Annotated in this window: 20 protein-coding genes; 13 read left to right on the forward strand and 7 right to left on the reverse strand. The window is 70.6% G+C overall.

All coding sequences use genetic code 11. From position 1 onward, the window contains the following. Positions 1 to 23: 23 nt before the first annotated feature. Positions 24 to 479, forward strand: a complete 456-nt coding sequence (locus ACFY1L_RS01665; protein ID WP_388816513.1) for a GNAT family N-acetyltransferase — start codon at positions 24 to 26, stop codon at positions 477 to 479. On the opposite strand, the gene ACFY1L_RS01670 is transcribed toward ACFY1L_RS01665, so the two are convergent. The 6 genes from ACFY1L_RS01670 to ACFY1L_RS01695 form a co-directional block, all read right to left on the reverse strand. Further along, complete coding sequence (locus ACFY1L_RS01670) at positions 448 to 2,895, reverse strand: hypothetical protein (RefSeq protein ID WP_388816516.1); 2,448 nt, start codon at positions 2,893 to 2,895, stop codon at positions 448 to 450. The two genes, ACFY1L_RS01665 and ACFY1L_RS01670, sit on opposite strands and share 32 nt — an antisense overlap. Before the next feature lie 72 nt (positions 2,896 to 2,967). Next, positions 2,968 to 3,987 carry a Gfo/Idh/MocA family protein gene (locus ACFY1L_RS01675; protein WP_388816519.1) on the reverse strand — a complete coding sequence of 340 codons (1,020 nt, stop codon included), beginning with the start codon at positions 3,985 to 3,987 and terminating at the stop codon, positions 2,968 to 2,970. Between the two features lie 19 nt (positions 3,988 to 4,006). After that, positions 4,007 to 4,909 (reverse strand): sugar phosphate isomerase/epimerase family protein, encoded by a 903-nt coding sequence (locus ACFY1L_RS01680; RefSeq protein ID WP_388816521.1) that lies wholly within the window; start codon positions 4,907 to 4,909, stop codon positions 4,007 to 4,009. 1 nt (position 4,910) lies between these two features. After that, positions 4,911 to 5,828 carry an ATP-binding cassette domain-containing protein gene (locus ACFY1L_RS01685; protein ID WP_388816524.1) on the reverse strand — a complete coding sequence of 306 codons (918 nt, stop codon included), beginning with the start codon at positions 5,826 to 5,828 and terminating at the stop codon, positions 4,911 to 4,913. A gap of 4 nt (positions 5,829 to 5,832) precedes the next feature. Then, positions 5,833 to 6,909 (reverse strand): ABC transporter permease, encoded by a 1,077-nt coding sequence (locus ACFY1L_RS01690; protein WP_388818866.1) that lies wholly within the window; start codon positions 6,907 to 6,909, stop codon positions 5,833 to 5,835. Next, positions 6,909 to 7,928 (reverse strand): sugar ABC transporter substrate-binding protein, encoded by a 1,020-nt coding sequence (locus tag ACFY1L_RS01695; protein WP_388816527.1) that lies wholly within the window; start codon positions 7,926 to 7,928, stop codon positions 6,909 to 6,911. Before ACFY1L_RS01695 ends, ACFY1L_RS01690 begins: the two co-directional genes overlap by 1 nt. Before the next feature lie 296 nt (positions 7,929 to 8,224). Between ACFY1L_RS01695 and iolC the strand changes: the two genes are divergently transcribed. The 7 genes from iolC (at position 8,225) to galE (ending at position 16,440) form a co-directional block, all read left to right on the forward strand. Continuing rightward, a complete protein-coding gene (iolC, locus tag ACFY1L_RS01700) occupies positions 8,225 to 9,202 on the forward strand; it encodes a 5-dehydro-2-deoxygluconokinase (protein ID WP_388816530.1) in 978 nt (325 codons plus the stop codon). Positions 9,203 to 9,215: 13 nt separating this feature from the next. Next, the gene (locus ACFY1L_RS01705; protein ID WP_388816533.1) at positions 9,216 to 10,094 is read left to right on the forward strand and encodes a deoxyribose-phosphate aldolase; all 879 of its coding nucleotides are present in this window, start codon (positions 9,216 to 9,218) and stop codon (positions 10,092 to 10,094) included. Between the two features lie 30 nt (positions 10,095 to 10,124). After that, a complete protein-coding gene (iolB, locus tag ACFY1L_RS01710; RefSeq protein ID WP_388816536.1) occupies positions 10,125 to 11,015 on the forward strand; it encodes a 5-deoxy-glucuronate isomerase in 891 nt (296 codons plus the stop codon). Continuing rightward, positions 11,015 to 12,892 (forward strand): 3D-(3,5/4)-trihydroxycyclohexane-1,2-dione acylhydrolase (decyclizing), encoded by a 1,878-nt coding sequence (gene iolD, locus ACFY1L_RS01715; RefSeq protein WP_388816538.1) that lies wholly within the window; start codon positions 11,015 to 11,017, stop codon positions 12,890 to 12,892. The genes iolB and iolD overlap by 1 nt, the downstream gene beginning before the upstream one ends. Positions 12,893 to 12,932: 40 nt before the next feature. Next, the gene (locus ACFY1L_RS01720; protein WP_388816541.1) at positions 12,933 to 14,426 is read left to right on the forward strand and encodes a CoA-acylating methylmalonate-semialdehyde dehydrogenase; all 1,494 of its coding nucleotides are present in this window, start codon (positions 12,933 to 12,935) and stop codon (positions 14,424 to 14,426) included. Between the two features lie 35 nt (positions 14,427 to 14,461). Continuing rightward, a complete protein-coding gene (locus ACFY1L_RS01725; protein WP_388816543.1) occupies positions 14,462 to 15,247 on the forward strand; it encodes a GntR family transcriptional regulator in 786 nt (261 codons plus the stop codon). 92 nt (positions 15,248 to 15,339) lie between these two features. Beyond that, positions 15,340 to 16,440, forward strand: coding sequence for a UDP-glucose 4-epimerase GalE (gene galE / locus ACFY1L_RS01730; RefSeq protein WP_388816546.1), 1,101 nt, complete (start codon positions 15,340 to 15,342; stop codon positions 16,438 to 16,440). Here the strand turns inward: galE and ACFY1L_RS01735 are convergent. Beyond that, positions 16,388 to 18,226, reverse strand: a complete 1,839-nt coding sequence (locus tag ACFY1L_RS01735) for a glycoside hydrolase family 15 protein (RefSeq protein ID WP_388816549.1) — start codon at positions 18,224 to 18,226, stop codon at positions 16,388 to 16,390. The genes galE and ACFY1L_RS01735 overlap by 53 nt on opposite strands. Positions 18,227 to 18,396: 170 nt before the next feature. On the opposite strand from ACFY1L_RS01735, the gene ACFY1L_RS01740 reads away from it, so the two are divergent. The 5 genes from ACFY1L_RS01740 (at position 18,397) to ACFY1L_RS01760 (ending at position 24,563) form a co-directional block, all read left to right on the forward strand. Then, the gene (locus ACFY1L_RS01740; RefSeq protein WP_388816552.1) at positions 18,397 to 19,746 is read left to right on the forward strand and encodes a nucleotide sugar dehydrogenase; all 1,350 of its coding nucleotides are present in this window, start codon (positions 18,397 to 18,399) and stop codon (positions 19,744 to 19,746) included. Positions 19,747 to 19,943: 197 nt separating this feature from the next. After that, positions 19,944 to 21,383, forward strand: coding sequence for a glycosyltransferase (locus ACFY1L_RS01745; protein ID WP_388818869.1), 1,440 nt, complete (start codon positions 19,944 to 19,946; stop codon positions 21,381 to 21,383). Then, positions 21,383 to 21,565 carry a hypothetical protein gene (locus ACFY1L_RS01750; protein WP_388816555.1) on the forward strand — a complete coding sequence of 61 codons (183 nt, stop codon included), beginning with the start codon at positions 21,383 to 21,385 and terminating at the stop codon, positions 21,563 to 21,565. Before ACFY1L_RS01745 ends, ACFY1L_RS01750 begins: the two co-directional genes overlap by 1 nt. Next, positions 21,562 to 23,712, forward strand: coding sequence for a polysaccharide deacetylase family protein (locus ACFY1L_RS01755; RefSeq protein ID WP_388816558.1), 2,151 nt, complete (start codon positions 21,562 to 21,564; stop codon positions 23,710 to 23,712). Before ACFY1L_RS01750 ends, ACFY1L_RS01755 begins: the two co-directional genes overlap by 4 nt. After that, positions 23,709 to 24,563, forward strand: coding sequence for a hypothetical protein (locus tag ACFY1L_RS01760; RefSeq protein ID WP_388816561.1), 855 nt, complete (start codon positions 23,709 to 23,711; stop codon positions 24,561 to 24,563). The genes ACFY1L_RS01755 and ACFY1L_RS01760 overlap by 4 nt, the downstream gene beginning before the upstream one ends. The last annotated feature ends 12 nt before the right edge of the window (positions 24,564 to 24,575 follow it).

Consider the following 24,575-nt stretch of genomic DNA (forward strand, 5'->3'; position numbering starts at 1 on the left):
CACGCTCTGCCATGATCGGCACCATGGCCGCCCGCATCACGCCCGCCCACGTCACCGACATCCAGCAGGTCCTCGCCGACCACGCCCGCTACTGGGACGGGCGCGACCTGCGCGCGCTCCATCTCCTGCCCCTGGTCCACGAGTTCGGGCGGACCTGCCTGGTCGCCCGCTCGGAGGAAGGCATCCTCGGGTACCTGATCGGCTTCGTCACGCCCGACGGGACCGGATACGTGCACCTGGTCGCGACGAGGGACGACGCCCGCGGCACCGGTCTGGGACGCGAGTTGTACGGCGCCTTCACCGAGGCGGCCCGGCGCCAGGGGGCGGTGCGGTTGAAGGCGATCACGACCGTCGGCAACGAGGGGTCGGTCGCCTTCCATCGCAGCCTCGGGTTCGATGTCCGGGTGGAGGCGGACTACAACGGGCCCGGTCGGCCGAGGGTCGTGTTCACTCGGGCGCTCGCCGGGGACGGTCGATAGCAGCCGCCAACTCGCGCACCACGGCGTCGAAGGCCGGATCGTCGTAGTAGTCGCTGTGGCCGAGCATCGGGGTGGCGGGGGCGTTGTCGGACGGGTCGACGGTGCGCGGGTCGTGCAGCTGGTACTCGGGGCCGAACCTGCGCCACCAGCAGCCGGTCGGCGGGTCCCCGCCGCCAGAGACAGGGTCGTCGTTGATCGTCTTCCAGTCGGTGGCGGGCAGCACCGGGTCGACCGGGCCCTTCGCGGGGTGGGCGAGGACCGGGCCTCCGAGGGGGTCGGTCCAGCGGTGCAGGTTGTGCCAGCGCTCGTGCAGTTTGGTCGTGTACAGGTCCTTGAGCGTGGGATGGCCGACGTAGGCGGGGAAGAGCCGGGCATAAGCCCACATCAGCTGGGAGCCGTAGGTGAGCAGGGCGACCCGGCGCCGGTCGGTCTCCTCCATGGCAAGGACGGCCGCCGCGCAGATCAGGCTGCCCTGGCTGTGGCCCGAGAGCACGACCTTCCCCTGGCCCACGGTCTTCTCCTCCACTCGCCTGACCAGTCCGAGCACCGCACGGCCCCCGTAAGGCGGCGGCACGATCGGGTGGGTCCAGCGCGGCCAGAACGCGAGCAGGTCCCACACGATGCCCACGCCGCGCCGCCAGACGGGGCTGCGGAAGGCCCGCGTGCCGAGGAAGACGAGAGCGGCGGCGAGCGCCGTCAGTGTCCAGGTGCCCAGAGCCTCGTCGACGAAGTGGAAGAAGGCGGAGGCCGCCCGGCCGCGGTAGAGGTGATCGTCCAGCCACCCGGGCACGGGATCCTTTCCCGGGAGCACCGCGTAGCAGCCCAGCACTCCTTGGGCGACGGCGGCGACCCATCCCACCGCCCCCACCGCGAACAGCCAGTTGGGCAGGGGGTACTTCAGGCGGGCGCGCTGCCACGCCACGCGGATGCCCTTGACGGTGCGTTCCGTCAGGCGCTGGTCCTTGTAGTCGTCCTTGATCCGCTGCGGCATGGACACGCCGCTCGGCCACCGGGGGCGAACCGCACGTAGGACGAGACAGACGACGGCCAGCGCGACGAGCGGCACCACCAGCAGTCCCCACAGCAGGGTTGTCACATGGAACAGGTCCGGCAGGTCGAGCGGCTGTTGGGTGTCCGTGAGGGCGTCACGGTGACCGAAGAGGCGTGCCGTCTGCAGGATCAGACCCGACGTGAACCCGGTCGCCAGCAGCACGGCGAAGCCGGTCAGGACGGTGCAGGTCATGCCGCCGCACAGCCGCCGGTACGGCGTCGGTACGCGGTGGGCAGGGTCGTATCCGAGCCGCAGGACCGCGTTGGCCGCCGCGAGCAGCACCAACAGCCCTGCCGCGTACGCGTAGTACGCCTGGAAGGCCCAGTCGAAGCCGGTCAGCCATACCGGCAGGCGTCCCGTGCGCCGGACGACCCGGCCGCCCCAGAACGCTCCCGTCACCGCGGTGGCGGCGAAGACCGCCCAGGCCGCGCCGTACAGGATGCTGCACAGGACCGGGACGGCGTTGGGATCGTCGACCGCGTTCACGTTCCGCTCGCCCGGCATGCGGCCGGCGGCAGTGGCGACCAGGCACGAGCCGGTGATCACGACCCCGATCCAGAACAGCGTCCACAGGAACCCGCGCGACCAGCCCTGTGCGGCGTCCAGTCCGGACACGTAGTGCGTGGACAGGTGGGCGATGAGCATCGCGATCACGGCCAGCGAGGCGGACAGGTGCAGTCGGCGCAGCAGGGCGGTGCGCGGCTTCGGCATCCAGAACTGGCGGTCCCCCAGGTCACGGACCGGTCGGGGGTCGGAGTCGGACTCCGGCAGCGGTGGGGGCGGCGGATACAGGTACACCCGCGAGCTGATGAGGTCGAGCACCGCGACCACCACGGCCGGCACAGCCGCCGCGCACAGCAGGCGCAGGTGCCATCCGGTCCGGGGCCCGGACAGGAACGGCAGTTTCTTCGCGCACTGGGCGTCGCCGCCGCACTGCCAGGCGGCCAGGTCGACCGCCACGAACGTCACGGCGGTGACCAGCAGAAGCGTCATGCCCAGGGCGAGCAGCCGCAGCAGGGCCTCGGCCGCTCCCAGGGTCCGTTCCTCCCGCCTCGTGGGCTTCTCGCCGACCGGCCCCGGCAGGGTGAACCCGGCCAGGTTGATCACGCCCAGAGGCGCCAGCAGGAGCCATACGGCCTTGGAGACCGAGCCCGATGTCATCGCGCCCCAGCGGAACGCCTCGCATGGGACGGCCGATGGCTGCGCGGCTTCCGGGAGGCGGTAGAAGCCCGCCAGGTCGTCGCCGTCGACCTGGCGGACGGAGCGGATCTCCAGCAGGCTCTCCACCGGCGTCCCGCTGACGCCGTGCACGCGGATCTCCACGGTTTCCGCGGAGACCGCCGCGGCCGGAGCTGTCTCTGTCACGGTGACAGCGTCGCGCGGCACGGCGCCGCGGACCATCACGCAATTGGGCGATTCCCACGAGTGGTTGGGCCGTCAGCGGTACAGCGCCGGCCGCTCCACCAGCTCGACCTCCACCCGGGCACCCTCCGTGAGCGCCCGCACGCCCGCCTCGCAGACCGCGGACACGGCGTAGCCGTCCCAGACGCTCGGGCCGGTGACCTCGCCGCGGCGGGTGGCGTCGACCCAGGCCTGGACCTCGCGGTCGTAGGCATCGGCGAAGCGTTCGACGAAGTCCTGGGCGATGGTGCCGCCCCAGCGGCCGGCCATGTTGGTGACCATGGCATGGCCGTCGCCGATGCGGGCGGTGCCGCGTTCGCAGACCACCTCGGCCTGGACCTGGTAGCCGAAGCCGCAGTTGACGAAGATCTCGACGTCGACGATCGCGCCGCCGTCGGTCTCGAACACGACGAACTGCGGGTCCTGCATCCCGTCCGGCGCGTTCGCGGACGGAGTCGGGCGCAGTACCGTCACGGCCGTGATCTCCTGGCCGAGCAGCCAGCGGGTCACGTCCATCTCGTGCACGACGGAGTCGTTGATCAGCATCTCGCTGCGCCAGCCCGGCGCGGAGGCGACGTTGCGATGCCGGTTGTGCAGCATCAGCGGCCGGCCCAACTGGCCCGACTCCAGCAGGCACTTGAGCCTCGTGTACTCGGCGTCGTAGCGCCGCATGAAGCCGACCTGGACCCGGCGGCGGCCGAGTCTCTGCTCGGCCTCCATGACGCGCAGTGCGGATGCCGCGTCCGGGGTGAGCGGCTTCTCGCACAGCACGGGCAGGTCGCGCTCGAACGCCGCCAGCAGGGCCGCCTCGTGAGCGGGCCCCGGGGAGGCGATCAGCACGGCGTCGACGTCGGCCGCCGTCATCGCGGCGGCCGGGTCGGTGTAGGCGGTGCAGCCGTCGACGCGGGCCGCGACGGCCTTGGCGCGTTCCGCGTCGACGTCCACGACGGCGGTCACCCGGGCGCCGCTGGTGACCTCCTGGATACGGCGGACATGGTCGGCGCCCATCTTTCCGGTGCCGACGACGGCGACTTGCAGCATTGCGGGCTGAGCCATGGTCGTCCCCCTCGGATGGTCAGGCGCCGCAGGACCTCAGGAACTTGCGGGTACGCACCGCGATGGGCAGCGGCTTGTCCGGCTCGCACGGGTACATGTCCTGCTCGACGATGGCGAACAGCTCCACGCCGAGCTTCTGCGCGGCCTCCAGCACCGGCCCCAACTCCGGTACGCCGGACGGCGGTTCACACATCACGCCCCGGGCCACGGCCGGCCCGAACGGGGTCTCGTTCCTGACCACGTCCGCGAGGATCTCCGGGTCGACCTGCTTGAGGTGCAGATAGCCGATGCGCTCGCCGTACGTCTCGATCAGCTTGACGCTGTCGCCGCCGCAGTAGGCGTAGTGCCCGGTGTCCAGGCACAGGTTGACCAGTTCGTCGTCGGTCGAGTCGAGGAAGCGCTCGACGTGGTCCTCGGTGTCGATGTGCGTGTCCGCGTGCGGGTGCACGACGATGTCGAGGCCGTACGTCTCCTTCACCTCGTGGCCGAGCCGTTCCATGCCCTTGGTGAGGTGGGCCCACTGCTCGTGGGTCAGCTCCGGCGGCTCGAGGATCTCGGCGGTCTTGTCGTCCCGCCAGAAGGAGGGGATCACCACCAGGTGCTTCGCGCCCATCGCCTGGGTGAGCGCGGCGACCTGGCTGACGTGCTCCCAGGTGGACTCCCAGACCGACGGGCCGCGGTGCAGTCCGGTGAAGACCGTGCCGGCCGAGACCTTCAGGTCACGCCTCGCGGTCTCGTCGGTGAGCCGGGCCGGGTCGGTCGGCAGATAGCCGTACGGACCCAGCTCGATCCACGAGTAGCCGGCCTCGGCGACCTCGTCGAGGAAGCGTTCCCAGGGCACCTGCTGCGGGTCGTCGGGGAACCAGACGCCCCAGGAGTCGGGGGCCGACCCGACCCGAATGCGGTCGAGCGAAGCAGCCATCTCAGCCCTTCCCCTCAGGACCGGTCGCCACGGGTGCGGTGAGGTCGGCCTCTTCGGGGAGTTCCTCGACGTCGACGCCGCGGACCTGCGACAACTCGTGCTTGAGCGCGGCGAGTTCGGCGCCGCCGGCCATGTGGTTGGTCAGCTCCTCGAGCGTGATCTGGCTGCGCTCGGCGGAGAGTTCCATGGTGCCCAGGCGCAGCACGCTGAAGTGGTCGCCGACCATGTAGGCGTGGTGCGGGTTGTGGGTGATGAAGATGACGCCCAGACCGCGGTCACGCGCCGCCGCGATGTACTTCAGCACCACACCCGACTGCTTCACACCCAGCGCCGCGGTCGGCTCGTCCAGGATCAGCACCCGGGCGCCGAAGTAGACCGCGCGGGCGATCGCCACGCACTGGCGCTGACCGCCCGACAGGGTGCCGATGGGCTGTTCCAGGTTGTCCAGGATGATGCCCATCTCGCGCAGCTCTTCGTCCGCGGTCTTCTTCATCTTCTCGATGTCGAGGCGGCGCACGGGCCAGGGGCCCTTGGTCATCTCGGAGCCGAGGAAGAAGTTGCGCCACACCGGCATCAGCGGGACGGTCGCCAGGTCCTGGTAGACGGTGGCGATGCCCTTGTCGAGCGCGTCGCGCGGGGTGGAGAAGCGTACGGGGGCGTTGTCGACGAGGAACTCGCCCTCGGTGTGCTGGTGCAACCCCGAAATGATCTTGATCAGGGTGGACTTGCCGGCGCCGTTGTCGCCGAGCACGCAGGTGACCTGGCTCGGGCGGACCTGGAGGCTCACCCCGTGCAGGGCGCGGATGTTGCCGTACGCCTTGCCCGCGTTGCGCAGTTCGACGATCGGGGCGTCGTCCGTCTCGGGGGCGGTGTCGGCGATGATCTCGCCGTGCGTACCGGCCTTGTTCATGGATGTCATCGGGTCACCTCCGGGTCATGGTGCGCTGGACCCACAGATTGATCAGGACGGCGCCGAGCAGCATCACGCCCAGGAAGGCCTTGAACCAGTCCGGGTTCCAGCCGGCGTAGACGATGCCCTGCTGCACCATGCCGAACATGAAGGCGCCGAAGACCGGGCCGATCGCCGAGCCGTAGCCGCCGGTCAGCAGGCAGCCGCCGATCACCGCGCCGGAGATGTAGATCAGCTCGATGCCGACGCCCTCGCCGGACTGCACGGTGTTGAACGAGAACAGCTGGTGCATGCCGACGAACCAGGCGCCGAAGCCGACCAGCATGAACAGGGAGATCTTCGTGAAGGCCACCGGCACACCGACGGCCCGGGCGCTGTCCTTGTTGCCGCCGACCGCGAAGGTCCAGTTGCCGAACTTGGTGCGCTGCAGCACCCAGGTGGCGATCGCCGCGAACAGCAGCCACCAGAACACGGTGATCTTCACCTGCACGCCACCGATGTCGAAGGACGAGGCGAAGACCTTCCGGGCGCTGTCGAAGCCGTCCATGTTGCTGATGTCGTCGGTGGCGACGTTCCCGGTGACCAGCTTGGTCACCGCGAGGTTGACGCCCTGCAGGATCAGGAACGTGCCCAACGTGACCAGGAAGCTGGGCAGTCCGGTCTTGACCACCATCCAGCCGTTGAAGAAGCCGATCGCCAGCGACACGATCAGCGCGGCGAACACACCGACCCACACGTTCAGGGTCAGCTGATAGGCCGTCATGCTCGCGGTCAGCGCCGAGGTGATCACCCCGACACCGGCCGACAGGTCGAACTCCCCGCCGATCATCAGCAGCGCGACCGGGATGGTCACGATGCCGAGGGTCGAGGACTGGTAGAGGATGTTCGCCATCGAGCTCGCGTCGCGCACCGGCGGCGCCGCGATCAGGAAGAACACGTAGACCGCTACGGCACCGAGGAAGACGCCCACCTCGGGCCGGGCCAACACCCTGACGGCCAGGGACCGTTCAGCGGTGCGCCCGTCGCTCTCCTTGGGGCCGGGGGCCGGCGGTGTGGTCACCGCCGGCTCGGCGTGCTGGGTCATACTGATCACCGGGTTCCCTTTGCGGCGAACTTGGCGATCTGCTCGACGTTGGACTTGTCGACGAACGCCGGGCCCGTCAGCACGGGCTCCTCACCGCCACCGCTGTAGTTGCCGTTGTTCTTGTAGAGCCATAGGGAGTCGACCGCCAGGTAGCCCTGCAGGTACGGCTGCTGGTCCACCGCGAACTCGATCGTGCCCTTGCTGATGGCACTCGTGAGGTCCTTGTTCAGGTCGAAGGTGGCGACCTTCGCCTTGCTGCCGGCGTCCGACACCGACTGCACCGCGGTCAGCGCGAACGGGGCGCCGAGCGTGGCGACGTAGTCGATGGACGAGTCCTGCTTGAGCTTGGCGGTGATCGTCGACTTCACGGACGGCATGTCGGTGCCGTTGACGTTGAGCGTCTCGGTCTTGCCGGAGAAGGTCTTCTTCAGGCCGTCGCAGCGCTGGGTGAGGCCGACGTTGCCCTGCTCCTGGACGACACAGACCGCGTGCTTGGCGCCGAGGTCGTTCAGCTTCTTGCCGAACGCCTCACCCGCCACGGTCTCGTCCTGGCCGAAGAACTCCATCAGGCCGAGCTTCTTCCAGTCGCTCAGACCGGAGTTGAGACCCACGACGGGTATGTTGGCCGACTTCGCCTTGCCGATGACGGTCTTCAGGGCGTCCGGCTTGGCGAGGGTGACCGCGATGCCGTCGACCTTCTGGTCGATCGCGTTCTGCACCAGGTTGGACTGGTTGCCCGCGTTCGGGTCGGCCGAGTAGATCAGCTTGATGTTGTCCTTGGCGGCGGCAGCCTCGGCACCCTTGCGGACGATGTCCCAGAAGGTGTCACCGGGCGACTGGTGGGTGACGAGCGCGACCGTCATTCGGGGCGTGGTGGCCTTGCCCGCAGAGGCGTTGCCTCCACCCTCTTCGGACTTCTTGCCCCCCGAACTGCTGGAACAGCCGGCGAGGGTCAGGGCTGCCGCCGCGGCGACCGCCACTACGGGGACGAGTCTGCGGGAGCGGGGGTGAGAAGAACGGTCCATCTTTCCTGGCACCTCACTGTGCGTTGCGGGGGAAAGGGAGAGGGGGATCACGAAGATCCAGGGCCCGGGATCTTGGCATGTCCGGGTCGTCTGCCGCAAACGCGGCGGTTGGCCTGGGACGGGATCAAACCCCCGGCCGCGCCCGGTGTCAATACTTTGTTAAGACATCATTTCACAAGCAGGTCCGAATGTAAGTACAAACTATTGACAGCGTCGCCCGCTGAGGCCTACACCTGGGAGGCGGCAGACCCACCGGGACCACCCGCATCCCCAGCACAGCCCGAGGAGCGTCGCGCATGGCCGAGTCATCCCAGTCCTTCGACTTGATCACTATGGGCCGCATAGGCGTCGATCTCTACCCTCTGCAGTCGGGCGTACCCCTGGCGCAGGTGGAGACCTTCGGCAAGTTTCTCGGCGGTTCGGCCGCCAACGTGGCGGTCGCGGCGGCCCGGCTCGGCCGGTCCACCGCGGTGATCACCCGCACCGGGGACGACCCCTTCGGCACCTACCTGCACGAGGCACTGAAGGGGTTCGGCGTCGACGACCGCTGGGTCGCGCCCGTCGCCGCGTACCCGACACCGGTGACCTTCTGCGAGATCTTCCCTCCGGATGACTTCCCTCTGTATTTCTACCGGCAGCCTAAGGCTCCTGACCTGGAGATACATTCCGAGGAGCTGGACTACTTCGCCATCCGGGCGACCCGCGTCTTCTGGATCACCGGCACCGGCCTGAGCGAGGAACCGAGCCGCTCCGCCACGCTCGCCGCCCTCAAGGCGCGCGACAAGGCGGGCACCACGGTCTTCGACCTCGACTGGCGCCCGGCGCTTTGGAATGACTCAGCCTGGAAGGACCCGGAGGAGGCCCGCCCGTACTACGCGGAGGCGCTGCGGCACGCCACGGTCGCGGTCGGCAACCTCGACGAGTGCGAGGTCGCCACCGGCGTCCGCGAGCCGCGGGCCTGCGCGGAGGCGCTGCTGGAGGCCGGTGTGGAGCTGGCGGTGGTCAAGCAGGGGCCCAAGGGCGTGCTCGCGGTGCACCGCGACGGCACCACCGCCGAGGTCCCGCCGGTGCCCGTCGAGGTGGCCAACGGCCTCGGCGCGGGCGACGCCTTCGGCGGCTCCCTCGTGCACGGGCTGCTGTCCGGCTGGGAGTTGGCCGAAATCATGCGGTACGCCAACGCGGCCGGTGCCCTCGTCGCCTCCCGACTCGCCTGTTCCTCCGCGATGCCCACCGAGGCCGAGGTCGAAGACCTCCTCGCGCGAGCCACTCCCTGAAACGGAGCCTCACTTGTCCCTCAGCATCCCCGACCTCGTCTCGGTCAGGGCCCGGAATCCCGAGGCCGTCGCCGAAGCGGCCGCCCGGCGCACCCGCCGTCCGCTCATCGGTGACAGCGGCCGTCTGATGATCGTGGCCGCCGACCACCCGGCTCGCGGCGCCCTCGGCGTCGGCGACCGGCGGCTCGCCATGGCCAACCGCGCCGACCTGCTGGAGCGCCTGTGCATCGCGCTCTCCCGGCCCGGCGTCGACGGAGTCCTGGCCACCGCCGACATCCTGGAGGACCTCCTCCTGCTCGGGGTGCTGGAGAACAAGGTCGTCATGGGCTCCATGAACCGCGGCGGCCTCGCGGGCGCCGCCTTCGAGCTGGACGACCGCTTCACCGGCCATCGCGCCGAGGACATGGCCCGCCTCCGCTTCGACGCGGGCAAGCTGCTGCTGCGCATCGACTACGACGACCCGGGCTCGCTGACCACGCTGGAGTCCACCGCCCGCGCCATCGACGACATGGCCGCCCGCCGGCTCCCGCTGTTCGTCGAGCCGTTCATCTCCAGCCGGATCGACGGCAAGGTCAGGAACGACCTTTCCGCCGAGGCCGTCACCAAGTCCATCGCCATCGCCTCGGGCCTGGGCGGCACCTCCGCCTACACCTGGCTGAAGCTGCCCGTCACCGAGAACGCGGACGAGATGGGCGAGGTCCTGGAGACCTCCACGCTGCCGACCGTGCTGCTCGGCGGCGAGATCGGCGACGACCAGGAGGGCGCCTACGAGCGCTGGCGCAAGGCTCTCCGGCTGCCCACCGTCTTCGGCCTGGTCGTCGGCCGGTCGCTGCTCTACCCCGCCGAGGGCAGTGTGGAGACGGCGGTCGACACGGCCGTGGGTCTGCTGTGACGTTCCTGTTGTGACTCGGAGGAGTGCCATATGACATACCACCTTCCCGCGGGCAAGGCCCTCGGCGGCCCGTACGTCGTCGACGTGACGCCGGAGAAGGCCGGCTGGGGCTACTCCAGCCTGCGCGTGCTGGAGCTGCCGCCGGGCGGCGCGCACAGCTTCGACACCGGCGAGAGCGAGTGGATCGTGCTGCCGCTGAGCGGCTCCTGCACCGTCGCCGCCGCGGACGACTTCGGCCACGACACCTTCGAACTCACCGGCCGCGACAGCGTGTTCAGCGCGGTCAGCGACTTCGCCTACGTGCCCCGGGACGCCCGTGCGACCATCACGAGCGACGGCGGCGGACGGTTCGCGCTCACCGGGGCGCGCTGCACCCGCCGGCTGCCCGCCCGCTACGAACCGGCCTCCTCGGTGCCGGTGGAGCTGCGCGGCACCGGCAACTCCTCCCGCCAGGTCAACAACTTCGGCGCGGCCGGCGTCTTCGAGTGCGACAAGCTCATCGCGGTCGAGGTGATCACCCCGGGCGGCAACTGGTCGTCCTTCCCGCCGCACAAGCACGACGAGCACCGGCCCGGCGAGGAGTCCGTCCTCGAAGAGGTCTACTACTTCGAGTTCGCCGACCACGAGGGCACCCCCGGCCTCGGCTACCAGCGCGTCTCGCCCTCCGGACACGGCCGCAACACCGACGTCCTGGCCGAAGTGCGCGGCGGAGACGTCGTGTTGATCCCCGACGGCTGGCACGGACCGTCCATGGCGGTGCCCGGCCACCACATGTACTACCTCAACGTCATGGCGGGCCCCGAGCCCGAGCGCGCCTGGCTGATCTGCGACCACCCCGATCACGCCTGGGTCCGCGACAGTTGGCCCGACCAACCGGTCGACCCCCGCCTCCCCCTCTACACGGCCCCGGAGAAGTCCTGATGAGCACGCCCACCCGCCGACTGACCGTCGCCCAGGCCCTGGTGCGGTTCCTGTCCGCCCAGTACACCGAGCGCGACGGCGTACGACAGCGGCTGATCGCCGGCACCTGGGGCATCTTCGGCCATGGCAACGTTGCCGGACTCGGCCAGGCCCTCCTGGAGGCGGGCGAGGACACCATGCCGTACCACCAGGGCCGCAACGAGCAGTCCATGGTGCACGCGGCCGTCGGCTACGCCCGCCAGCTCGACCGCCTCTCCGCGCAGGCCGTGACGACGTCCATCGGCCCGGGCGCCACCAACCTGGTCACCGGCGCCGCCCTGGCGACGATCAACCGCCTCCCGGTGCTGCTCCTGCCCGGCGACTACTTCGCCACCCGCGTCGCCGACCCGCTCCTCCAGCAGCTGGAGCACCCGACCGAGGCGGACGTGTCCGTCAACGACACCCTGCGTCCGGTCTCCCGCTACTTCGACCGCATCACCCGCCCCGAGGCCCTGATCCCCTCGGCGCTGGGCGCCATGCGGGTCCTCGCCGACCCCGCCGAGACCGGCGCGGTCACCCTGGCCCTCCCCCAGGACGTCCAGGCCGAGGCCTACGACTGGCCGGAGGAGTTCTTCGCCGAGCGCGTGTGGCACGTACGGCGCCCCGCGCCCGACCCGTACGAGCTGGCGGAGGCCGTGGCGGCGATCCGGGCCGCCGAGCGCCCACTGATCGTCGCGGGCGGCGGCATCCACCACAGCCGGGCCGAGGAGGCGCTGAAGGCGCTGGTGGACGCCACCGGCATCCCCGTCGCCTCGACCCAGGCCGGCAAGGGCTCGCTGCGCCACGACCACCCCGCCGACCTCGGCGGCATCGGCCACACCGGCACGGCGGTCAGCGACGACATCGCGCGCACCGCCGACCTGATCATCGGCGTCGGCACCCGGTACACGGACTTCACCACGGCCTCCAACACGCTCTTCCAGCAGCCGGACGTCCGGTTCGTCAACCTCAACATCGCCGCGTTCGACGCGCACAAGCTGGCGGCGCGGACGGTCGTCTGCGACGCACGCGCAGGGCTCACAGCGTTGACGGAGGCGCTGGCAGGGCACCGTGTGAACTCGGTTTACGAGGCCGAGTACCGCGCCGGCAAGGACCGTTGGGAGCAGGTTGTTGACGCCGCTTTCACCGCCGCCGACGAGAACGCCGTCCCCACCCAGACCCAGGTGCTCGGCGCCCTGGACGCGGTCGTCGGCGACGACGACGTGGTGATCAACGCGGCCGGCTCGCTCCCCGGCGACCTGCACAAGCTGTGGCGGGCGCGCAGCCCCCGCCAGTACCACCTGGAGTACGGCTACTCCTGCATGGGCTACGAGATCCCGGCCGGCATCGGCGTCCAGCAGGCCGCCCCCGACACCCCGGTCTGGTCCCTGGTCGGCGACGGCACCTACCTGATGATGCCGACCGAGATCGTCACCGCCGTCCAGGAGGGCCTGCCCGTCAACCTCCTGCTCATCCAGAACCACGGCTACGCCTCCATCGGCGGCCTCTCCGAGTACGTCGGCGGCGAGCGCTTCGGCACCGCCTACCGCTACCGGACCGCCGACGGCACCTTCTCCGGCGCCCCGCTCCCCGTCGACCTGGCCGCCAACGCGGGCAGCCTCGGCATGGACGTACTGCGCGCCAAGACGGTCCGCGAACTGCGCGAGGCGCTCGCCGCGGCCCGCGCCTCCGACCGCCCGACCTGCGTCTACGTCGAGACCGACACCGCCACCCCGACCGCTCCCCCGGCCGAGGCCTGGTGGGACGTGCCGGTCGCGCAGACCGCCTCCCGCGAGGCCGCCGTACAGGCCCGCGATGAGTACGACCGGCAGGTCGCCGACCAGCGCCGCCACCTCTGACATCCCCCCGGCACGACCCCTTTGTGAAAGGCCCCGCACCATGAAGACCATCACCCACTGGATCGACGGCAAGCCCGTCGAGTCCGCCTCCGGCCGCCACGGCGCCGTCTACAACCCGGCGACCGGCGCCCAGGAGAAGCAGGTCTCCTTCGCCTCCGTCGACGAGGTGGACGCCGCCGTCGCCTCCGCCAAGGCCGCCTTCGAGACCTGGGGCACCTCCTCCCTCGCCAAGCGCACCGCGATCCTGTTCAAGTACCGCGAGCTGCTGGACGCCCACCGCGACGAGATCGCCGAGCTGATCACCGCCGAGCACGGCAAGGTGCACTCCGACGCGCTCGGCGAGGTCGCGCGCGGCATGGAGATCGTCGAGCTGGCCTGCGGGATCAGCGTGCAGCTGAAGGGCGAGCTGTCCACGCAGGTCTCGACTCGCGTGGACGTCGCCTCGATCCGCCAGCCGCTGGGCGTGGTCGCCGGCATCACGCCGTTCAACTTCCCCGCCATGGTGCCGATGTGGATGTTCCCGCTCGCCATCGCGTGCGGCAACACCTTCGTGCTCAAGCCCAGCGAGAAGGACCCGTCGGCCTCCTTCCGCCTGGCCGAACTGGCCGCCGACGCCGGCCTGCCCGACGGCGTACTGAACATCGTGCAGGGCGACAAGGTCGCCGTGGACCGCCTGCTGGAGCACCCGGACATCGAGGCCGTCTCCTTCGTCGGCTCGACGCCGATCGCAAAGTACATCCAGCTCAAGGCAGTTGAGCACGGCAAGCGGGTCCAGGCCCTCGGCGGCGCCAAGAACCACATGCTGGTCCTGCCCGACGCCGACCTGGACTTCGCGGCCGACCAGGCGATCAACGCGGCGTACGGCTCGGCCGGCGAGCGCTGCATGGCCGTGTCCGTCGTCGTCGCCGTCGGTGACACCGGCGACGAGCTGGTGGCCAAGATCGCCGAGCGGGCGAAGAACCTGAAGATCGGCCCCGGCAACGACCCGTCCTCCGAGATGGGCCCGCTGATCACGCGCGAGCACCGCGACAAGGTCGCCTCCTACGTGACGTCGGCCGCCGAGCAGGGCGCGGAGGTCGTCGTCGACGGCACCGGCTACTCGGTCGAGGGCCACGAGGACGGCTTCTTCCTCGGCGTCTCGCTGCTGGACAGGGTGCCGCTGACCGCGGACGCGTACCGGGACGAGATCTTCGGCCCCGTCCTGGCCGTGGTCCGCGCCGAGTCGTACGACGAGGCCATCAAGCTGATCAACGACTCCCGCTGGGGCAACGGCACCGCGATCTTCACCCGGGACGGCGGCGCCGCCCGCCGCTTCCAGCTGGAGGTCAAGGCGGGCATGGTCGGCGTCAACGTGCCGATCCCGGTCCCCGTCGGCTACCACTCCTTCGGCGGCTGGAAGGACTCCCTCTTCGGCGACCTGCACGTCTACGGCAACGACGGCATCGCCTTCTACACCCAGGGCAAGGTGATCACCACGCGCTGGCCGGACCCGGCCGACGCGGGCATCAACCTCGGTTTCCCCAGCCACTCCTGACGCTCCGTCAGTCTCCTTCGGAAGGAGGTACGTCCATGGCGAAGACTCGTGGCACGACCCGTGCCGCGAACGCCCCCGCGCTCGACTCCCTGGACTTCGCCCTGGACCGGGGCAGTCCGGTGCCGCTGTACTACCAGCTCGCCCAGCAGTTGGAGGCGGCGATCGAGCACGGGGCCCTCGCCCCGGGGAACCTCCTGGGCAACGAGATCGACCTCTCGACGCGCCTGGGCCTGTCCAGACCCACGGTCCGGCAGGCCATCCAGTCCCTGGTCGACAAGGGCCTGCTGGTGCGCCGCCGAGGCGTCGGCACGCAGGTCGTGCACAGCCAGGTCAAGCGCCCACTGGAGCTCTCCAGCCTCTACGACGACCTGGAGGCGGCCGGACAGGGCCCGACCACGCAGGTGGTGCGCAACGAGCGCGTGCCGGCGTCCCCGGACGTCGCGGCCGCGCTCGGCATCGCGGAGGGCAGCGAGGTGATCGCCCTGGAGCGGCTGCGCCTCACGCACGGCCACCCGGTGGCCCTGCTGTGCAACTACCTGCCGGCAACCCTGCTCGACCTGGACAGCGAGCGCCTGGAGTCGACGGGCCTGTACCGGATGATGCGCACCGCCGGCATCACCCTGCACAGCGCCCGCCAGACCATAGGCGCCCGCTCCGCCACCGCCGAGGAGGCGGCCCGCCTCGACGAACAGGGGGGCGCCGCACTGCTGACCATGCAGCGCACGGCGTACGACGACACGGGCCGGCCGGTCGAGTACGGGACGCACATCTACCGGGCCTCGCGCTACGCGTTCGACTTCCAGCTGCTGGTGAGGCCGTGAACCCGTCCGCTTGACTACGGGGAGCTGCCGAGGCACAGTCGTGAATATACGTCGTAAACATACGGCGTCACTCCAGGCCCGGGTGAGGAACCGTGGACAAGGACCGGCGAGCGCACACACGCCAGGGGGCCGCTTCACCCTGGGCTCCGTCCACGGTCCTTGTCACCGGCGGAGCCGGTTTCCTCGGCAGCCACGCCTGCGTCGATCTCCTCGACCACGGTTACGAGGTGATCGTGGTCGACGACTACATCAACAGCAGGCCCCAGGTCTTCGCCCGGGTGGAGCGGATCGCGGGCCGCTTCGTCGGGGCCGTCTACGAACTGGACATACGGGACCGACGCGCCCTGTCGGCCGTCTTCGCCCGGCACTCCGTGGACGCCGTCATGCACTTCGCCTCACTGAAGTCCGTGAACGCCTCACTCGAGACACCCGTCGAGCACTACGACACGAACGTCGGCGGCACCACCTCGCTGCTGCGGACGATGCACGAGCACGGGGTGCACCGCCTCGTGTTCTCCTCCTCCTGCTCGCTCTACGGCGACGCCGGCCCCGGTCCGCTGGACGAGTCCACCCCGACGCGGCCCCGCAACCCGTACGCGTTCTCGAAGTGGGTCTGCGAGCGGATCCTCGCCGACATCTGCCGCCACCGGCCGGAGTACACCGTGCTGAGCCTGCGGTACTTCAACCCGGCGGGCGCACACCCCAGCGGGCTGCTCGGCGAGGACCCACGGGGCGTGCCCGACAACCTCATGCCGCATCTGGCGCAGGTCGCCGTCGGCCGCAGGGAGCGGCTGGAGGTGTTCGGCGCGGACTATCCGACGCCGGACGGCACCGGGGTCCGCGACTACATCCACGTCATGGACGCCGTCGAGGCGCACCGCGTCGCGCTCGACCACCTGGTCGACGCACCGGGCATGCGCGTGTTCAACCTGGGCCTGGGACAAGGGCGTTCGGTCCTGGACGTCGTCTCCGTCTTCTCCGAGGCGTGCGGCAGGCAGGTCCCGTACGAGATCGGGCCCCGCCGCCCCGGCGACGTCGCCGTGCGAGTCGCGGACGCGAGTGCCGTGACCCGGGCCTGGGGCTGGCGGCCCACGCGGGACCTGGTGGACATGTGCCGGGACGCCTGGCGCTTCCAGGAGCTCAACCCGTACGGATACGCCGACTCCGACCGGCGCCCGAAGCCGAAGCACTGACGGGGCGCCGCTCCGGCGCCGCCGACAGCGCGAACGCGGTCTCGACCAGGGCGATGTGGCTGAACGCCTTGGGCGCGTTGCCCAGTTGGCGGCCCGCGTCGGGGTCCCACTGCTCGGAGAGCAGGCCGACGTCGTTGCGGACGGAGAGCACCCGCTCGAAGACCTCCCGGGCCTGCTCGGCGTGGCCGGTCGCGGCCAGGGCGTCGGCGTACCAGAGGGTGCACGAAACGAAGGTGCCCTCCGCGCCGGGCACGCCGTCGCCCTCGGGGGCGTATCGCCGTACGAAACCGCCGTGGTGCAGTTGCCGCATCGCGCGGACCGTCTCGCGCACCCGCTCGTCCCGGGCAGGCAGGAAGCCGAACCGCGGCATCAGCAGTGCGGAGGCATCCAGGGCCGGTGAGCCGTAGGACTGCACGAAGGCACGTCGCCCGGGGTGCCAGCCCTCCCGGCACACCTGGCGGTGGACCTCGTCCCGCATGGCGCGCCATTCGCCGGAGGAGCCGTTGCGGCCGAGCAGCCTGCCCATCTGCAGGGCGCGGTCGGCGGCCACCCAGGCCATGACCTTGGAGTGGACGAACTGCCGCCGGGGGCCGCGGGTCTGCCACAGCCCCTGGTCGGGTTCGCGCCAGTGCCGTTGCAGATAGCCCATCATCGACTCGACCAGGTTCCACACATGGGCGGGCATGGGGATCCCGGCCCGCAGCGACAGACAGAAGGCATCGAGGACCTCGCCGTAGATGTCCAGCTGGAACTGGCTCATCGCGGAGTTGCCGAACCGGACGGGCCGCGATCCCTCGTAGCCGGGCAGCCAGGGCGCCTCGGTCTCCGGCAGCAGGCGCTGCCCGCCGACGCCGTACACGGTCTGCAGATCGGCGGGGGCTCCGCCGATGGCCCGCACCAGCCAGTCCAGCCAGGCCGTCGCCTCCTCGCGATAGCCGCTGCGCAGCAGACAGGAGAGGGTCAGGGTGGAGTCGCGCAGCCAGCAGTAGCGGTAGTCCCAGTTGCGCTCGCCGCCGATGCAGCCGGGCAGCGAGGTGGTCGGCGCGGCGACGATGCCGCCGGTGGGGGCGTAGGTGAGGGCCTTCAGGGTGATCAGGGAGCGCACCACGGCGTCCCGCCAGGGCCCTTCGTAGCGGCACTGTGCGGCCCAGCGGCGCCAGAAGTCGGAGGTCTCCTTGAGGAGCGTCTCCGCGGGGACGCCGAGCGGCGCGGGCGGCTCGGGCCGGTGCGAGGGCGACCACACGAGGGTCAGCGCCAGCCGCCGCCCGGCCTGGACGGTGAAGTCGTGCACCGAGGCGTCGGCGTCGCGGGGCGACGACTCCGCCCCGTCGACGCCGAGCCAGACGGCGTCCGGACCGGCAACCGCCACGGCACAACGGTCGACGGCCCGGACCCAGGGCACCACTCGGCCCTGGTGGAAGCGCAGCCGCAGCTCGCTGCGCATGGACACGACACCCGAGAGGCCCTCGACGACGCGGACCAGACAGGGCAGCTGGGTCCTCTGGGGCATGAAGTCGGTGACCCGCACCGTCCCGGACGCGGTCTCCCACCAGGTGTCCAGGACGAGCGTCTGCGACCGGTAGGACCTGCGCGTACAGGGCCGGGGGGCGCGGTCGGCGGGGGCGACCCGCCAGAAGCCGTTGCCCTCGGTGCCCAGCAGCGCGGCCAGACAGGCCGGTGAGTCGAAGCGGGGCAGACACAGCCAGTCGACTGAACCGTCCCGGCCGACCATGGCCGCGGTCTCCAGGTCGCTGATGAGGGCGTAGTCCTCGATGAGAGCACTCATGGCTGTACCCGTATGTTTACGTCGTATACGTACATCCTCTGCCCACGAGAACCCCGAGTCAAGCCCCGGGCGGATCCACGAACGAACCCCCGGGTGCCCGCACTTGACGACATGACCGAAATGGGCGAAAGATGTATGTATACGACGTAAATATATGGCGTGGAGCACCCATGTACCTCCTTCCAGTCCGGCAGGGCGCCCAGCAGATCCCCGACGTCGCCCCCGAGTACGAGCCCGCGCAGGTCGACGACCATGCCGCGGCGGCCGTCGCCGTCGTCGGCCTGGGCTACGTCGGCCTCCCCACCAGCCTCGCCCTGCTCACGGCGGGCAACGAGGTCATCGGCGTCGACGTCAGCGAGAGCCGGCTGGACGCCATCCGCAGCCGCGAGGTGGACCTGACGCCCACCGACCACGAGCGCCTCGCCGCCCATGCGGACGGCGCGCGGTTCACCGTCACCTCGGACCACGCCGCGACGGCCCGGGCGCGCACCGTCGTGATCTGTGTGCCGACCCCGATCGACCGCCATCTCGTGCCCGACCTGCGCGCGCTCTCCGCGGCCTGCGCCTCGGTGGTCGAGCATGCCGTCCCCGGTCAACTGCTGATGCTCACCTCGACCACCTACGTGGGCGCCACCCGCGATCTGCTGGTCGAGCCGCTGACCGAGCGCGGGTTCCGGGTCGGCCGCGATGTGTTCGTGGCCTTCTCGCCGGAGCGCATCGACCCGGGGCTCATCAACGACCATCCGAATGTCTCCCACGACCGCACGCCGCGCGTGGTCGGCGGCACGGGCGAGCTGAGCACCGCCCTGGCCGCGGCCGTACTGCGCCGGACCGCGCCCGCGGTGCACACGGTCTCCTCGGCCGAGGAGGCGGAGATGACCAAGCTGTGGGAGAACACGTTCCGGGCCGTCAACCTCGCGCTGGCCAACGAGTTCGCCGAGAACTGCCGGGCGCTCGGCCTGCAGCCGCTGCCGATCATCGAGGCGGCGGCGACCAAGCCGTACGGTTTCGTGGCGCACTATCCCGGCCCCGGCGTGGGCGGCCACTGCATCCCCTGCGATCCGCACTACCTGCTCTGGCAGCTGCGGGCGATGCGCGTCACCTCTCCGCTGGTCGAGACGGCCATGTCCGCGATCGCGGCCCGGCCGCGGCAGGTGGTGCGGCGGGTGCGCGACATCCTCGCCGAGCGGGGCACCAGCGCCTCGGGCGCCCGGATCCTGATGGTGGGCGTCGCCTACAAGCCGGGCGTAGCGGACCTGCGCGAGTCGCCCGCGCTGGAGATCCTGGCCGAACTGGCCGAGGAGGGCGCCGAGGTGCACTTCACGGACCCGCTGATCCCCGCCCTGCGACTCGGCTCCCGCACGCTCGCCGGCGTCACCGAGCCGGCGGACGAGCAGTGGGACCTGGTCGTCGTGCACACGGTGCAGCCAGGCACCGAGCTGGGCTGGCTCGCCGACCAGCCGGCCGTACTGGACGCCACCTACCGGCTCCCGCCGCTGAAGGCCAAGGCGATCCTGTGAGCGCCGCCTACACCGGACGGCGCCATCCCGGTGCGGGTGGCGCGTCGGCCCCGCAGCATCTGGGGGCGGACGCGCCGAAGCTGCGTGATCCGTCGCCGAACGGGTCCGGACCGAAGCTCCGCGATCCGCCGCTGAACGGCTCCGGAGCGGGCCCGGGCGTCCTCACCCGGCCGAAGCCGAAGCCGGCACCGCCGCCGCTGCCGCCGCTTCGCTCGGCCCGGCCGCAGCGGCCCGGGTTCGTGCGCCGGTGGCTGGACCGACTGGACCCGGACACCCGCTACGACGCGCGGCGCGTGCTGACCCTGATCTGCCTGCTGCCGCTGCTGCTGATCCTGGCCCGGGGAGCGCCGGCGCTGCTGCAGGACCCCCTGATCATGAGCTACGGCTTCACCGTCCTGCTCGGCACCATCACGATGTTCTACCTGGCCTACACCCGCTACGACGACCCGTCGCAGCGCCCCATGCGCAGGCGGCCGAAGAACCTCGACAGCTTCCCCGCACTGCCCACCACGCCCAGGGTGAGCTTCCTGCTCGCGGTCAAGGACGAGGTGGAGTGCATCGAGAACTGCGTGCGCTCCATGGCCACGAGCGACTACCCGGACCTCCAGGTCATCGTGGTCGACGACCTGTCCGAGGACGGCACCCAGGACGTGCTGCGCCGGCTGGAGGAGGAGCTCGGCATCCGGGTCATATGCCTGGAGAAGAACCTCGGCAAGAAGGGCGCCCTGGTCCGCGCCTGCGAGGAGGCCGACGGCGACATCATCGCCATGACCGACTCCGACTGCTTCCTGGCCCCGGACGCCCTCTCCCACTGCGTGCGCGCCCTCGTCACGCACCGCGAGCTGGGCGCGGTGAGCGGCCACGCCCGCGCGCTCAACGCGGACTTCAGCTTCTGGACGAAGGCACAGGACGTCTGGTTCGAGGGCCAGTTCCGGGTGGGGAAGGCGACCGAGTCCACCTGGGGGACCGTCACCTGCGTCTCCGGCCCGCTCGCGGTGTTCCGGCGGGATGCCATCTTCAACTACCTGCCCGCCTGGGCCAACGACCGCTTCATGGGCGCCCCGTTCCGCTTCTCCACCGACCGCCAGCTCACCGGCTACGTCCTCGGCCAGAAGTGGAAGGGCCAGGCGCTCAAGGCCAAGTACGCGGACTCGCCGTTCGTCACCGAGCGGAACTACCCGGAGCGCAGGTGGCGCATCGGCTACTGCTATTCGGCCAAGGTGTGGACCAACGCCCCGCCCCGTTTCCGGCCCCTGATGAAGCAGCAGATCCGCTGGAAGAAGAGCTTCGTCCGCAACCTGTGCTTCACCGGCACCTTCATGTGGCACATGGGCGTGGGACCGGCGACCCTCTACTACTGCCACGTCCTGTGGGTGACGGCCGCGCCCTTCATGGCGTTCCGGCACATGATCTGGGCGCCGATGCACGGGGCGGCCTACCTCACCGTGCTCTACCTGTGCGGAATCATCCTCAAGGGCTGTGCCTACGGCCTCGCCTTCAAGATCGACAACCCGGGCGACTCCCGCTGGATCTACCGTCCGGTGATGGGCCTGCTCTCCACCCTGCTACTGGCCTGGTTGCTGCCGTACTCCGTCGCCACCATCCGGCGAGGGGTCTGGTCGAGGAGTGCCACCTGATGAACAGCCTGCCCAAGATCGACCTCTCCAAGATCGGCCTCGCCCGGATCGATCTCCCCAAGGTCGCCCTGTCCAGGGTCGACATGCGCAGGTTCGGACGCCTGCTGGCCCTCCTGCTGTCCCTCGCCGTGGTCGCCTTCCTGTACGCGATGGTGCTCACCCGAGGAGGCATTGTGCGGTGACCGGAACCCAGCCCCTGACGAAGCCGAATCCTCCGCCCGACGGCCTCCGCGGCCGGACCCGGCGGGGCGTCCGCCTCGTCACCCACCTGTGGGTCCGCACCGCGCTCATCCTGCTCGCCATGGCCGTACTCCTGGTGCCGTTCTACGCGGCCGCGCAGCACTACCTGAACCAGAAGTACATGAGCAAGCAGAACGAGACGCCGGTGACCTATCTCGACGCCACCGCCGCCGCGGCGGCGCAGCGGACGGTCCGGGGGCTGCCGGCAGCCACGGCTCCCGTCGTGCTGACCTACCACGACATCAACACCCGCAACCCCAGCGAGTACGTGGTCACCCCGACCGCCTTCGACGCCCAGTTGGCCGCGCTGGAGAAGGCGGGATACCGCAGCCTGACCAGCACGGAGTTCGTCGACTACCTCAAGGGCGGCCCCGCCCCGCCGAGGTCGGTCTTCATCACCTTCGACGACGGGGCGAACGGCCTGTGGGTCAACGCCGACCGCATCCTCGCCCGCCACCACATGCACGGCACCGTCTTCCTGATCACCTCCCGGGTGGACGACCGCCCCTACTACCTCTCCTGGCGGGAGATCGGGCGGATGGCCGGCTCCGGCCGGTGGGACTTCCAGAGCCACACCCACGGCATGCACACACGCCAGCAGACGGACGCCGCCGGGCACAACGGCTCCGCCCTCTCCCACCGCCTGTGGCTGCCGGCGCAGCACCGGCTGGAGACCCGGACGGAGTACCGGACGCGAGTGCTCGCGGACATCGGCAAGAACCTCGATGCCTTCAAGAGCCACGGCCTGCCGAGGCCCCAGTTCTTCGCCTACCCCTTCAGTGAGGCCACGGAGCGCGGCAATCTGCCCCCGGGACTGACTCTGCAGGGCCTGCTCCTCAGGCACTACACGGCCCTCATGTCCAACGAGCCCCCCAACCCGCTGGAGCCGCTGGCCGCCGCCAGCCGCCGCGCCGCCGCGGACCGCACGATGCAGCGGCTCGAGGTGCTCCACTCGACCACCGCCCACGGACTGCTCGACAAGATCGCGGCGTGGACCCAGGTGCCCCCCGTCGCCTCCCACCCCCTGGCCGAACCCGCGGCCTGGACGCCCAACGACGGCACCGACCGACGCGGCCTCACGGCGTTCACCAAGCGCAGGTTCGCCGTCAAGGACCAGCACTACGCCGCCGCGGAGTACCGCGCCCTCGGGAGCGTCGACTGGACCGACTACCGGGTGAACGCCACCGTCACCGGACTCGGTGACGGCACCAACCGGGCCGCCGTAGTGGTACGCAGCCGCAGCAGGGGCATGGTGGTGATCAGCGTCAGCCAGGGCGCGGCCACGCTGGAAGTCGGCGGACGCCAGAGGGTCGTACGCCAACTGGCGCCGAGCACTTCGCACACCCTGAGCATCAGCGTGCGGGGCGCGACCACCACGGCCCGGGTGGACGGCGGCACCGAGCTCCACTGGACCGCCAAGGGCATCCCCGCCACCGGGCTCACCGGCGGCCTGGGCATCCGGGTAGGCAGCAACCCGGGAACCGCACCCCCGGCCTTCAGCGCGCTGCGCCTCTCCCCGCTGACCCAGAAGTCCCCTGCGGCAGCCGGCATCAGGCAGGCCATGACCGGATCGGCGCTGATGGCCCCCTCCGCGTACTGGGAGAGCGCGCCCGGAGTGCGGGCGCCGTTCCAGGTCAAGGACGGCGCGATCACGCCGCTGGATCGCAGCGCCCTGTCCGTCTATGGGGCGTATCAGCCCGCCCGGACGCGCCATTGGACCGGCTACACGGCGAGCGGCACGATCTCCAAGCTTTACGATCCGAGCGTGAAAGCCGCAATTCTGGTCAAGGTGGGCAGCCGTCAGGTGATCGGCGTGCAGGTCTCGCACAGCCGGCTGGAGGTGCTCTCCGGAGACACCGACAGCCAGAGCCTGGTGAGCACACGCGCCCTGAAGGCGGCCGGCTCGCACCGCTTGTCGGTCACGACGACCCAACGGTCCACGGTGATCACCGTGGACGGCACGGTCCGGGTGAAGCTGCCGGCCCAGGGACAGACCGGGGGCGTGGCCTACGCCGCGTACCGGGAGACCAACCGCAGTTCCTGGCCGACCGTGGCCCATCTCGTGGTCGTACCGGTGGCCGCCGGATGAACGACGAGCCCACGCACCCGCCGAAGGCCCGGAGGATCTCCCGGCGGCGACTCGTCTACGGCCTCATCCTGGTCGTGGCGGTCGTCATCGGGGCAGGGACGGCCCTGTTCCTGAAGTCGAACGAGGAGGGGCCGTCGAAGCCGGCGGCCCTCTTTGAGCCGACCTTCGGCAAGGAGGGCCTCGTCACCAACGCGTTCGCCTTCCTCTACCCGGACAACCCGCGCGCGAAGCTCTCCCGCGACTGGATCGCCACCAGCGGTTCCCTGTTCGCCAAGGACGGCGCGGGCTGGACGGGCGTGCCCGACGCCGAGGACACCGGTCCCGACTCCGCCCGGCACACCGAGTCGGCCATCTTCCGGCTGGTCACGCGCCGCCGCGACTTCGGTGCGGTGACGGTGAGCGTGTGGGTCCGCCTCGACCCACCCATCACGACGCCGCGCACCCCTGCCCGGGAGTGGGACGGCGGCCACATCTGGCTGCGCTACCACAGCCCGCAGGAGCTGTACGGGGTCAGCTTCCGCCGCCGCGACGGCGCGGTGGTGATCAAGCGCAAGATCCCGGGCTCCGGCACCGAGAACGAGGACAACGGCAGCTACGCCACCCTCGCCGAGAGCACCCACGCCATCTCCTACGGCGCCTGGCACCAGGTGGAGGCCAGCGCCGTCAACCTGCCCTCGGGGTCGGTGCTGCTGCGACTGGAGATCGACGGGAAGACGGTTCTCACGGGCGAGGACCACACCCCCGGGCGGCTGACCCGGCCCGGCGGGGTGGGGCTTCGGGCGGACAACACCGAGCTGCTCTTCCGCGACTTCCGCGCCCTGCCGGTGCAGACGACGCCGACGTCCGGATGACCGGACGCCGGC

It is taken from the genome of Streptomyces sp. NPDC001663 (assembly GCF_042893105.1).
Classification (GTDB): domain Bacteria; phylum Actinomycetota; class Actinomycetes; order Streptomycetales; family Streptomycetaceae; genus Streptomyces.